The organism is Paenibacillus sp. FSL H3-0286 (assembly GCF_045040705.1).
Taxonomy (GTDB): domain Bacteria; phylum Bacillota; class Bacilli; order Paenibacillales; family Paenibacillaceae; genus Paenibacillus_AQ; species Paenibacillus_AQ odorifer.
The window spans coordinates 350081-362295 of record NZ_CP150285.1; the positions used below are offsets into that span (position 1 = coordinate 350081).

Sequence of the window (12215 nt, forward strand, 5' to 3'; positions counted from 1 at the left end):
TTCCAGGGAAGAGGAAACTTGCTTTTTTTTGCGTTGAATCATACAGGAACTTCTCGTTGGTCCTTTGCCATAGGGGAACTACATAACGGGCAGGGCTTTGAGGTTAAATGATCCTCAGCTCCGCCCGCTTTCATGCGCGTCCAGCCAGGACAGGTATTGCTGGTACAATTCCATACTGGAACGACATGGGTTCTTGTCGCAGTTGTCCGGCTGGTAGGTAAGGATCTTGTTGTCACTGTTCTGCTCACCGTAGTCGTTGCTGTGGAAGAAACGGCAGAGCGGAAGGCTGATAACATGAAGCGGGAGACCTCTGCTTTTTTGCCCCGATGCCTCGCAGGTGAACTGATAAATAGCTCTTCCCGGGCTCTAGTAACAGCTACGTAAGCCAGTCTTCGCTCCTCTTCCAGGGCAGCCAAGCTTGAACTTCCACTATTTGCAGCGGCCAGCTTGCGGTCCTTGAGCCGGTCGCCCTCCAGGGCGGAGCTATGCGGGAGAATTCCTTCAGAGGCTCCAATCAAAAAGACCACAGGAAACTCTAATCCCTTGGATTTGTGAATGGTCATAAGCGCGATCCGATTCCCTTGTTCTTTGGTGCCCGGCTGACGATTATGTTCATTACGTTCCGTAACATTATCTATGAAATCCAAAAAGGCAGGAATACTATCAAATCGCTCTGCAGACGATTCTAGTTCATCTAGCATTTCTTTTAACGTTTCGCGATGCAAGGTTGCTTGATGCCGCTCATTCGCTTCGATGAAATAATCATAGAATTGCGTGCGGACCTGGCGAATCGCTTGGACTGGGGTTAACTCGCGCATATTGCGAATTAGATCCAGCCGCTCTCTAAGCTTAGTGCCCTTGAAATCCTCCATGCCGGGCATGGACAACAGATGGATTAGTGGGCCTTGCTTTGGTTGTCTGGCTTCCATCTGCCGGATGTGATTCATACCTTTTTCACGGTTCATATATAGAGTAGGCAGGATGTTCTCCATAGCCGCAAAATTCCGCCGATTCACGGAGAGACGCATATGATCCACGACCGGGGAGATTAGCCAGTGTTCGTACAGTAATTGGCCTTCTCCATAATCAATATAGGGAATATCGCGTAAAAGAAGTAATTCCAGAACGGCCCGGTTGCTGCTGGACGCTCTATATAACATTGCGAAGTCGCTATATTCTCTTTTGCCGCTCGAAACCTCGTTTAAAATATGCTCAACCATCTGCTCGGCTTCCTCGTCTGCTGTCTGGGGACGCATATACCGGGGCTGGCTCCCGCTGCCTTTGGCAGCTTGCAGGGTTTTGGAACGCCGGCGCGTATTGTGCCGGATAATACCGTTGCCGAGTCCGACTATAGCTGGACCAGAACGGTAATTAATATCAAGTGTAATAACCCTTGCTCCCGGGTACAGCTTCTCGAATTCCAGAATGAATTCACTGCGTGCCCCGTTGAAGGAATAAATCGTCTGGTCATCGTCGCCAACCACCATCAGATTATGCTGCGGGTGAGCAATCATTTTGACTAACTCGTACTGCAGGGCATTGGTATCCTGAAACTCATCCACCATCACGTATAGATATCTCATCTGCAATTCCTGCAAAAGCGTAGGACGCTCCTTCAACATCCGATAGGCGATTAAGAGGACATCGTCGAAGTCGATTTTGAAATTGTCTAGTTTCCATTGTTCGTAGATTTCCAGAATGGATTTCATTTCTTTTTCAGCGGTGGTTCCTTCAGGCAAGCCTTCTACGGTACCCATGTTCATCTTGCAGGAAGAGAGCAGGGAGAGTAGCGTTTCCGGTGGATAGGCATCTTTAGGTAGCCCTAGCTCACGCATGATTTGTTTCAACAGGATGTGCTGGCGCCGCGTCTCACTGAAAATCTCTTGCTGCAATCCTTGTCTGCGCAAGAAAAATAAGAAAAAGGAATGAAACGTGCGGGCCTGCAGCCGCGCGACGTCCGCTGGGCCTACTCCCGGTAAAAGGGCGATCCGTTCGCGCATTTCAGCCGCAGCTTTACTCGAAAAAGTCAGCAATAGCAGCTGACTTGGCGAGACACCGCGCACGGACAACAAATAGCCGGTTCGGCAGATCAGAACCGAGGTTTTGCCGGAGCCTGCGCCGGCCAGTGTTAGAAGCGGCCCTTTATGATGCCGTACCGCGGAAATCTGCGGACGGTTGAGCAGGATGCCGCCTTCTTCCAGCCTGCGAAAATAAGCGGAGTCCTCATCCTCCCGCTTCACCAGCTCTTGGCTTGTCTGCGCTGAGGCCACAGCCGCTTGCGGGATCAGCTCACCAGTAGCTCCCAGTGGGATATTATGAAATAAAAGCTTATTCAATAGATTCACCTTCATTATTTCTGTATAGAGTGGTCTCAACAAATCTAGTTCTATGATGTTTGAGTTCATCTTAAAATGTGCCGAAAATTTAGCCAATCTACAATATACCATCCCAGGCTTTTTACTGCACAGGAAAAGTGTTGGATATTGGGCCAGTAAAAATCTGGGGATTGGTGTGGGAGTGGGACACAACGGTGGTATAAATCCCGTAGATAGGCTGGAATGTGACTGCGTGGGCGGAATGTACGGTATAAATCCCGCAGATTAGCTGGAATGTGGCTGCGTGGGTGGAATGTACGGTATAAATCCCGTAGATTGGATGGAAAGTGGCTGCGTGGACGGAATGTACGGTATAAATCCCGTAGATTAGCTGGAATGTGGCTGCGTGGACTGAATGTACGGTATAAATCCCGTAGATTAGCTGGAAAGTGGCTACGTGGACTGAATGTACGGTATAAATCCCGTAGATTGGGTGGATTGTGGCTGCGTGGGCGGAATGTACAGTATAAATCCCGTAGATTGGATGGAAAGTGGCTGCGTGGACGGAATGTACGGTATAAATCCCGTAGATTGGATGGAAAGTGGCTGCGTGGGCGGAATGAGAGGTAAAAATGCCCTAGAAATGAGCAGAAGAGGAGCAGCGACGTGGAAGACAGGCAAAAATGCCCTAAATAAGGGCAAATCCGCCTCCGTAAGCGAAAAGAGAGGCATATATGCCCTAGAAATGAGCAGAAGAGGAGCTGCGACGTGGAAGAGAGGCAAAAATGCCCTAAATAAGGGCAAATCCGCCTCCGTAAGCGAAAAGAGAGGCATATATGCCCTAGAAATGAGCAGAAGAGGAGCTGCGACGTGGAAGAGAGGCAAAAATGCCCTAAATAAGGGCAAATCCGCCTCTGTAAGCGAAAAGAGAGGCATATATGCCCTAGAAATGAGCAGAAGAGGAGCTGCGACGTAGAAGAGGGGCAAAAATGCCCTAGAAAAGGGCAAATCCGCCTCCATAAGCGAAAAGAGAGGCATATTTGCCCCAGTAAAGGGCGCCGGGTGCAGGTCTGTTTCTATTTTTATAATATAAAAATTTCTGCCCGCGCATCGCAGGCTTGTCCAGCGCACATTTGCCACTCTCCTGAACAATTCTGTGATGCCCATTCCCTTTTCCTATCATGCTCATATCCTAAAGCAAAAACATGATATGGAGATGACCCTATGCCCTCGCCCAGTAAGGCCCGCATCAGACATGCCGTTACTATAGATGTACTGATTCCCGCGATTGAAAAAGATTTACAGACCCTTCCCCATGTGATTGACGCTGTTAGAAAGCAGGTTAAGCATCCCATCGGCCGGATATTAATTGTTGCTCCCAAAAAGAAACGGATGATTGAGTTCTGCCACACAAAAGGCTGTACCTTTATTGATGAGAATACGGTGCTGCCGATTACGAAAAAAGACATTCATTACCGCTCACGCACCTGGGAACGTTCCGGCTGGCTATTCCAACAGCTGCTGAAGCTGAATGGTGACAAGCTCTGCACAGCGGATTATTTTTTGGTCATTGATGCCGATACCGTTCTGATCACCCCCCACCATTTTCGGGCGAATGGCAAGACACTCTTTTACAGCCGGAACTGGAGCCAACCACAGTATTTTGTAACCTATAAGAAACTCATGGGCCGCAAGGTGACCGCAAAATCATCATTTGTGACCCATTATATGCTGTTTGAACGCAGTCAATTGGCCCAAATGAAAAGAGAGATAGAAGCAAAACACCAAATGCCCTGGTATCGAGCTATTTTACACAGTATGAACCGCTCCAAGCAATTTGCCTTTTCCGAATTCGAAACCTATGCTAATTACCTGTATTCGAAGAATCGCGAGGGAATGAAGATTCAAAAAGCGCGTAATAAAGGTCTCCATATGAATGCAGGACAGCTATCCAAGCAGAAAGTGAATCAGCTGGCTGAGAAGTATAGATCATTGTCTTTTCATAAACGAAAGGGGTATGTGAGAACACCGGGGGCTAAATCCAGCGCAGGGGGGCGATAGGGTTGCAGATCGTACTCCTTTCAGGGGGATCGGGGAAGCGGTTGTGGCCGCTATCAAATGAGATCAGGTCAAAAGCTTTTTTAAGGCTGCTTCCAACAGAAGCTGGCGGTATGGAGTCGATGATCGAGCGGGTATGCAGAGGGCTGGAAGAGGTAGGTTTGTTGGATTCAAGTTGCATAGTGACTCATCGCAGTCAGGTGGAGATTACTCGCAAATCCGTTGGTGCTCAAGTCCCTTTATTAGCGGAGCCGCAGAAACGGGGGACTTTTACTGCAGTAGCTCTGGCGGCAAGTTATCTGCATTCTGTGAAGGGTATGGACTCAAAAGAGATCGTAGTGGTCATTCCGGTGGATTCGTATGTGGAGACTTCTTTTTTTAAACAGCTTCATCAATTTCCAAGTGTGCTTGCCGAATCACAAGCGGACATTGCTTTAATTGGTGTTTTACCTGAATTTCCTTCTACACAGTTCGGTTATATTCTGCCGGGTGAAGGGTCTGGGGTAGGGGGGACGTCTTTTTTAAATGTTAAGCAGTTTGCGGAGAAACCGAACGAATCGACAGCCGCCGAGTTCATTTCTCAGGGAGGACTGTGGAATTGCGGCGTGTTTTCCTGCTCATTAGGGTACCTGCTCTCAAGTATGGTGGAACGGGATCTTCCAGTAGATTACTTGGAGTTTATGGAGCATTATGATCAATTGCCAGAACGAAGCTTTGACTATGAGGTGCTAGAACACACGCGGCGAGCGGTTGTCATCCCCTATATTGGGGTGTGGGCGGATATTGGCAGCTGGGATGCACTTGTTCCCCATTTGCAAGGAAGAGTAATTGGCATTGGGAGTATTTCTGAGGATTCAAAAGGTACCCATTTGATCAACGAACTCTCTTGTCCTGTGCATATCATCGGCGCTCCTGGTTTAATCGTGGCGTCGGGGCCAGATGGCATTTTGGTTGCTGGGATAGAGCAGGCAAAACGAATTAAGCAGAAGCTGGAGGGCCCTGCAGCGAAGCCGATGATTGAAGAAAAACGCTGGGGCACCTCACGCATTTTGGACTTCTCTCGTACGGCGGCAGGTATTGAGGTTACGACCTCTAAAATAACTATTTTGGCAGGCGAGCACACCAGCTACCATTTTCATCGGCATACTAAAGAAGTTTGGTCTTTTCTTTCTGGGAATGGAGAATACCGGATGAATGGCCATCTTCATGCGGTTGCCGCCGGGGACACGGTCACGGTACCTGCTGGTACGAAGCATGGACTGCGGGCCATTACAGCGCTCGAATTAATTATTATTGAACTGTTGGAATTTCCTGAGGTGGATGACTACGTACGAGTGTCTGTCGAATGGGAGGGGGAGGACAGCTTCCTTGATGATTTGGGATGAATGGAAAGGTAGTTCGCTTTAACCCGGAGGCAGTTGTAGACATGGGGAGATTGACCGGCTGAAGTGAAATAGATGTATTCAGTGCAACTATTTCGTGGAGTAGTGAATGCCTTGCGATTTAGATGTAGTTTGTACAGTTAAAAATCGCGAATTTTTGCGTTTTGAATAGATTTGCTGAATATAAGTGTACAGAGTGCAATTAAATCCGAATTAGCGCCTAAAAGAGGGCATTTAACTGTACGAAGTACAACTAATTCTTGAGAGGGACGGGGGATGCAATAGGCAAGCCACAGTAAGCTACAGGAAAGCGATAAGTAAGCTATAGGTAAGCCACAGTAAGCTACAGGAAAGCGATAAGTAAGCTATAGGCAAGCCACAAGTAAGCTACAGGCACGCCACAACCTAAACCTAAAGTGTAAATGAGAGACCCCTACCTAGCAAAAATAAACCCACAAATAGCACCGTGAGCAGAACTGCCCACGGTGCTATTTGTGCATCCGCTGCTTTATGCAGAAATTATTCTTTAGAATTTCTTTTCAAAAGATGCTCAATTCCTGCCGCGACTCCGTCTTCCTCATTACTGGTGGTGATGAATTCCGCCATTTCCTTAAGAATTGGCGCTGCGTTAGCCATAGCAATCCGGTAGCCGGCCTTCTCGAACATCGGCTGATCGTTATAACTGTCGCCCATGACAGCTACATCCGCTAGCGGGATACCATAATGGTCAGCAAGCATGGTTACACCGGAGCCTTTGTTGGCCTCTTCATGGTTAATCTCGATATTATTTACATGAGAGGCGGTAATAATTAAGCCCGGAATAGCTGCGAAGCGGGTGGAAGCTTCCTTGAGCAGCTCTCGGTTTAGAGAAAAAGCCAATGTTTTATAAATAACATTTTCCTCCTTGCTCCACACCTCTTCCATACTCTCCACATAGGTAACCGCTGCTTGTTGAAACTGTTGATCGATCATTGCTTTCAGCAGCCAGCTGACTTCTTCAGGAACTTCTTCATCGCTTAGTGCAGATAATTTCTCTAACCGTACACGTTTGTTCAGCTCTACATAAACGTTATCCTCAGTGTATACTTCGTAATACAAGTCCGGAATTTCGTTCATCCAGCGCAGAGCGGGAATGATGTCTGCTTTATTCAGCGGCGTGCTTGCCGCGAGGGTGCGATCAGATAATGTGACGACTGCGCCATTTAGACTGACTACTGGACATTCCAGATCCGCTAGCCGAAGCTGACGTTCTGCATCCATAAAAGAGCGGCCTGTGGCAATGATAACAATGTGACCTAGTTTCTGAGCTTTTATAATAGCTTCGCGGTTTTTTGGACTGATGTTTCCTTCTTCGTTCAGTAATGTTCCATCCATATCTAAAGCAATCAGCATATTGTATGAGCTCCTTTTCCAGGTAAAGTGGTACTTTTTAAGGGGTATTGAAACGTTACTTGTATCTTATCATTAATATTCTGAAAACCAAAAACCATTTTCATGCAACTGTACAATAATGAACGTCCAACAAGAGATAAGAGGTTTTTACAGTATATTTTTAGATAATAGTTCAGTCGTGGTACAATAGTTATCAAACTAACCGACTAGCCGAATCTATCGTCAGCTTATGTTCGTGGAACGTGACCCGACGGTATTTTTCCTGTGTAAGGACATCGGCAGCTGCTTATGTAAAGGGGACTATTTATGAGATCCAAAAACTTAGCCACCATGTCACTCGCCTTTATGGCATGTGGGTTTCTGATTACACTGTTTCTACCTGAAAACCTAGCCGTGATTCTACTGAGAGGTGGTTTCGAGGCCGGTTTGGTAGGGGGGATTGCCGACTGGTTCGCGGTAACGGCGCTGTTCCGCCATCCGATGGGGCTACGTATTCCACACACCTCACTACTGCTCAAGAATCGCGATAAGATCATCCAATCACTAATCACCGCGATGGAGACTGAGCTTCTTAACAAGGAAAGCATTGAGAACAAGCTGCGTAAGTTTGGCTTTATATCAATGGGCTCCAAGCTACTGACAAAGTTCTTTAGTAAAAAGAAGGCAAGAGTACAAATATTGGAGCAGCTTGGCGAATTCGTGTCTCGTCTTCCGGTAGAGAAGGCCGTACCGTTTCTGCAAAAGGCAGCCTCCGAATATGTTCGTGAAGCTGAGCTTGGCGTTGCGGCTGATAAAATAGTTACTAAGTTAATGAATGACGGTAAAGATGTAGCTGCTCTAGACTATGCGCTGGAAGGGGTGTCTACTTGGAGCGGACGTCCTGAAACGAAGGCTATGCTGGGCAAGATTGCCAGCGAGAAATTGGCTGAAGTGAAGCTTGGCGGACTTAAAGGTATGGCTTTTCAGGCTTTTGTCGGGTTTATGGATGCAGATATGCTTGGTGAAATGCTGCAAGGTATGTTGCAGTCCGGTATCCGCGATTTTCGGGAAGAGGATAGCCCATACCGTGAAGAGATTATCCGCGAGATTCGAGTGGCCCTGTTCCAGATTGTTAATGACGAGGCTAGACTGGCTTCATTAAAAGAATGGGCAATAAATGAGCTTGAAGGCGAAGCAGCAACCGCATTTCTGCATACGCAATTGGAGAACATTCGCAGCAAAGCAATTTCCCTATTGGAGGAAGATCGGGCGGCTGGCGGACGCAAGCTGTTCACGCTCTATACCCTGCTTGTACGTCGTATTGGCAAGGAACAAGAATGGATCAGCAGCTGGGAAGAGCGGATTCGCGCTTCGCTAATTGCCTTTGTAGAGGCTAACCACTACAGAATAGGTCTTTTGGTAAAAGAGAATCTGGACAGCATGGATGACGCTAGTCTAGTGAATATGCTGGAAGATAAAGTGGGTAAAGATCTGCAATGGATTCGTGTGAACGGAGCTTTATGCGGGTTTGTCGTAGGGCTTGTGCTTACAGTTATTCAATTGATTTGAATGAAACTTACTATTTATTGTAAAATAAGGAAAAAAGAAAAGCAGCGATTCTCCCGTGAGGGAGGATCGCTGCTTTTTGTTGTGGCTCATGGCCTGTCTGCATCGTGGAGTAATAATCCTCCTCTGAGGCTTATGGACCGATATGACGTTATTTGTTAGTTCTTGGCTCTTGGAACATGCTTGCGGACTCCACTGGCGTTATTCCTATGGATGACGTTCATATGGGGCATTTTTCATGCCAATAGGGGTTATAGGGTCCTTAGCATTGCAAATGAGGGATAAAGCTGCGTTTGGGGTCAGCTGTGTCCGATAGCTACCTTGTATGCGCATATGTTACCTAATTCATTCGGAGATTGGTGTTTAGCTCAAGCAAGCTCCAAAAAGAAAGGGACCCAGCAGCCAGTTGATGGCTTAGGAGGCCCCTACTTTGGGTGAGTCTACAATTGCATTCCATCTGCAAGAGTTCTGTACCCTTGCTGTGGTGTTGCAGAAGCTTGATACAGCTGTTCTAAATGGTTTGCGGTTCGCTGCCAATTGAAGGCTTCAAGCGCATCTGCTCTCCCTTGTGATCCGATGGTAACTGCCAATTGTGGATGGCGGGCTATCCGCAGCAAATGCCGGGCAAAGGGTAAAGCCTCGCGATATCGTTCTACCAGATAACCGTTATGGCCAGAGGCGACAATCTCTCGGATGCCCCCATTATTAGAAGCGATAACAGGTAGACCGGAGGCCATAGCTTCTACATTAACAAGGCCGAAGGATTCATGATTCTGGGAAGGGCATACAAAGCAGTCTGCCGCCTGATAAAGGGTGTGTATATTCTCATGAGCCACATTTCCTAGAAAAGTAACAGACACTCTCAGCCGCCGTGCAAGGAGCTTCAACTGCCGTATGTACGACGGTTTGCCTTTGCCGGCTATGACCAGATGAGCGGGGAGGTGTTTGTTTAAATGCGACATAGCACGTATTAATATAGGCACCCCTTTGCGGGGGATAACCCGACCAACGAACAAAACGGTAAAGGTCTGCGGGAGTCTGTAGAAACTACGAAGCTGTTGTTTTTCAGATATCTGCACAGGGGTAAACCGGTCAAGATCAGCTCCCAATAAGACAATGTGAATCCCTGTAGTCAGTTGGGGGAAGCGGCGATCCAATCTTCGCTGTAAGGAGTGGCTGTTGGCAATGATCAGATCCGCTTTTGCCAAGGCATTGGCCACTTTATCTGTACCCGGTGTGAAGGTAAGCGAGTGCAGGAACAGAAATACCGGGATATGAGGAAGCTGCTTCTTTACAGCAGACATAAGATGGGGGCGATTATCAACCTGAATGATGTCAAAGGATTCTTTCTGAATGTATTCTAATACCGAAGTAAGATAATGGGCTGGGGTGCTTGCAGGCAATCGGATAATTCTGACCTGCTCCAATATAGTGGCAGCAGGTAGTCCAGGTACCTTCCGACTTACAATGGTTACCTTATGTCTCTCCGCCAGTCTTCTGGCAATGGCCCAAATGCAGATTTCTACAGAACCGTCTCCCGGAACTGGGAACTGCTCCGGTGCAATGATACAAATGTGCATGGTTCACGCCTCCTTTTATCCGCTAATGGATATCCTCTTCCACCATATGCAACACAGTAAACAGTAGATACATCCGAAAGCGGAGAGGGCGTTTCACTCATGCCATTTGTACAGTTGCAGCATAAAATACTAAGGCTTACTAAGGCCGTGATTATTTTTTGAGGGACAGGGGAGAGGACAGTTGGGAAAGAAGTTAAAGTCTGCATTGACCAGCAAATGGATTAAAACCAAGGTGCTCATGCGAAGCGCTGAAATTTCACCGTTGATTCCCGAAACGATAAAATTCAGTAAAGTCAATCTGAAAGCTATGCTGCTGAAATATGGAATGGTTTATGTTAAACCGGAATACGGTACCTATGGCAATGGTGTGATGAAGGTTGAGCAGAGTAGAGAGGCTCATGGAACAGAATATAAGTACCAAAGTGGAACAAGACTCAAAACCTTTAGAACCTTCGACGCCTTCCATTTATCTTTAAAGAAAGCAACGCGTGGACGTAGTTACCTGATCCAGAGAGGAATAGTTTTGCTAAAGCACGGGAAACACCGCTTTGATATCCGTGTGATGGTCCAGCTCAGCCCGCAGGGCAAATGGGAAACTACCGGTCTGATCGGTCGGGTAGCTGAGAAAGGTAAGATTGTTACCAACTATCATAGCGGCGGCAAACTAACTGCTATGGAAAAGCTGCTGTCTCCTTATCTGAACGAAGCTCAGCAAGCGCAAATGCTTAAGATCCTGAGAAAGCTAGGAGAAGATACCGGACGTTTCTACCATAAGAAATATCCTGGGTTTAGACAGATTGGTGTCGATGTAGGATTGGATAGATCCATGACGCCTTGGATTATTGAAGTGAATACTAGTCCGGACCCGTATATTTTTAAACATCTTTCTGATAAAAGCATGTACCGCAAAGTAATGGCTTACCGCAGAGCGAATGAGAAGAAAAAGTCCGTTAAATGATCTGTTTCCTCGTATTTGCAATGACAGCAGAAATCTTTTGTTCTAATTCTATGATTTTTTGCTTGTGTGTTGCGATTTGGCGGTAACCGGAGACGAGTGAGGACAGAGACTGAGTGGTTAATGTAAGGTTTTGCTTGCGAATCGCTGCTTTGAAGTCACTCCAATCTGCGGAAATCCGTTTATTCAATGAGGTGACTACGCTTTTGTTTGATTTAATTGAGACCTGTGGACTATCAATGCCAGACAAGGTTTTGCGGGCATAGGTTATCTTTCGGGTACGTGTCTGTTTCGCTGCATTCAACTGATTCTGTCTGTCGCTAATTTCTTTGCGTGCCAACTGAACCAGGATCTTCATAGCATCACCTTGGGCTTGTAATACGGTATTCAACGTCTTGTTTTTAAGACCCTTGGCGATCTTGATACGCTTATTAAGCGCATTGTACTGGTCGAATAAGGGCTGATAGTGCTGTTTGCAGCTCTTAACGGTAGCCTCCAGTTGAGCTACGGTTTCTAAATCAATCTCTTTAATTTGCTTACGTACTGCAATCAGTGTTTGCTCATTATTATAGTGAAGGGTTCGGATCTGCTCCTCACGATTATTGTATTGCATCTTTAAAGTAGATAAATCATTGTACAGATTAGTCATCTTTATCCTTGTAGGACCGTCGGCAGTCGCAGCTGTTAGATCAAAAGCCGCTTGAATAGAGGGTGTTAATTCAGTCGTTGCTGCAGCAAAAGCTTCCGTTGATGTGCTTAACGATAGCAGGATCACCAGTAGTAGTAAGGGGAATGACTTTAGTGCGTTCATTAATTCGCTCCTCCTTTTGTCCGTATCCCTGAAGACAACAAAAAAGCACCCGTAGCAAAGGCAAAAGCCTTTATTACGGGTGCTTCCATCGTAATAGGTCACGAACGATATATTTATTCTTAAATATAAGTTGTTTATTTGCTAGCGTCAATAATTTAAATTTAAATATTTCCAATT

The 12215-nt window shown here is 46.6% G+C and carries 10 protein-coding genes; 6 read left to right on the top strand and 4 right to left on the bottom strand.

Features of this window, described 5'->3' with window-relative positions; translation table 11 throughout:
- Positions 1 to 38 precede the first annotated feature (38 nt).
- Positions 39 to 2336 (bottom strand): UvrD-helicase domain-containing protein, encoded by a 2298-nt coding sequence (locus MHB37_RS01565; protein WP_405168869.1) that lies wholly within the window; start codon positions 2334 to 2336, stop codon positions 39 to 41.
- Positions 2337 to 2609: 273 nt separating this feature from the next.
- On the opposite strand from MHB37_RS01565, the gene MHB37_RS01570 reads away from it, so the two are divergent.
- The 4 genes from MHB37_RS01570 to MHB37_RS01585 all read left to right on the top strand — a co-directional run bounded on the left by MHB37_RS01570 (position 2610) and on the right by MHB37_RS01585 (position 5758).
- Positions 2610 to 2945 carry a hypothetical protein gene (locus MHB37_RS01570; protein ID WP_405168870.1) on the top strand — a complete coding sequence of 112 codons (336 nt, stop codon included), beginning with the start codon at positions 2610 to 2612 and terminating at the stop codon, positions 2943 to 2945.
- Positions 2935 to 3291, top strand: a complete 357-nt coding sequence (locus tag MHB37_RS01575; RefSeq protein ID WP_340916229.1) for a hypothetical protein — start codon at positions 2935 to 2937, stop codon at positions 3289 to 3291. The genes MHB37_RS01570 and MHB37_RS01575 overlap by 11 nt, the downstream gene beginning before the upstream one ends.
- Positions 3292 to 3539: 248 nt before the next feature.
- Entirely contained in the window at positions 3540 to 4376 is an 837-nt protein-coding gene (locus MHB37_RS01580; RefSeq protein WP_076278948.1) for a DUF6492 family protein, read from the top strand.
- 2 nt (positions 4377 to 4378) lie between these two features.
- Positions 4379 to 5758 (top strand): sugar phosphate nucleotidyltransferase, encoded by a 1380-nt coding sequence (locus MHB37_RS01585; protein ID WP_405168871.1) that lies wholly within the window; start codon positions 4379 to 4381, stop codon positions 5756 to 5758.
- Positions 5759 to 6274: 516 nt separating this feature from the next.
- Here MHB37_RS01585 and MHB37_RS01590 read toward each other — a convergent pair.
- Positions 6275 to 7147, bottom strand: a complete 873-nt coding sequence (locus MHB37_RS01590) for a Cof-type HAD-IIB family hydrolase (RefSeq protein ID WP_076124725.1) — start codon at positions 7145 to 7147, stop codon at positions 6275 to 6277.
- 306 nt (positions 7148 to 7453) lie between these two features.
- On the opposite strand from MHB37_RS01590, the gene MHB37_RS01595 reads away from it, so the two are divergent.
- Positions 7454 to 8695, top strand: a complete 1242-nt coding sequence (locus MHB37_RS01595; protein ID WP_076282373.1) for a DUF445 domain-containing protein — start codon at positions 7454 to 7456, stop codon at positions 8693 to 8695.
- 437 nt (positions 8696 to 9132) lie between these two features.
- On the opposite strand, the gene MHB37_RS01600 is transcribed toward MHB37_RS01595, so the two are convergent.
- Positions 9133 to 10272: a glycosyltransferase family 4 protein gene (locus MHB37_RS01600; protein ID WP_405168872.1), complete on the bottom strand. Its 1140-nt coding sequence runs from the start codon at positions 10270 to 10272 to the stop codon at positions 9133 to 9135.
- 181 nt (positions 10273 to 10453) lie between these two features.
- Between MHB37_RS01600 and MHB37_RS01605 the strand changes: the two genes are divergently transcribed.
- Complete coding sequence (locus MHB37_RS01605) at positions 10454 to 11230, top strand: YheC/YheD family protein (protein WP_232061115.1); 777 nt, start codon at positions 10454 to 10456, stop codon at positions 11228 to 11230.
- Here MHB37_RS01605 and MHB37_RS01610 read toward each other — a convergent pair.
- Complete coding sequence (locus MHB37_RS01610) at positions 11223 to 12038, bottom strand: hypothetical protein (protein WP_076220534.1); 816 nt, start codon at positions 12036 to 12038, stop codon at positions 11223 to 11225. The two genes, MHB37_RS01605 and MHB37_RS01610, sit on opposite strands and share 8 nt — an antisense overlap.
- Positions 12039 to 12215 lie beyond the last annotated feature (177 nt).

Coding starts and splice junctions, on each gene's coding strand:
- MHB37_RS01570 (WP_405168870.1), top strand. CDS start 2,610: ATGTGGCTGCGTGGGTGGAATGTACGGTATAAATCCCGTAGATTGGAT.
- MHB37_RS01575 (WP_340916229.1), top strand. CDS start 2,935: ATGAGAGGTAAAAATGCCCTAGAAATGAGCAGAAGAGGAGCAGCGACG.
- MHB37_RS01580 (WP_076278948.1), top strand. CDS start 3,540: ATGCCCTCGCCCAGTAAGGCCCGCATCAGACATGCCGTTACTATAGAT.
- MHB37_RS01590 (WP_076124725.1), bottom strand. CDS start 7,147: ATGCTGATTGCTTTAGATATGGATGGAACATTACTGAACGAAGAAGGA.
- MHB37_RS01595 (WP_076282373.1), top strand. CDS start 7,454: ATGAGATCCAAAAACTTAGCCACCATGTCACTCGCCTTTATGGCATGT.
- MHB37_RS01600 (WP_405168872.1), bottom strand. CDS start 10,272: ATGCACATTTGTATCATTGCACCGGAGCAGTTCCCAGTTCCGGGAGAC.
- MHB37_RS01610 (WP_076220534.1), bottom strand. CDS start 12,038: ATGAACGCACTAAAGTCATTCCCCTTACTACTACTGGTGATCCTGCTA.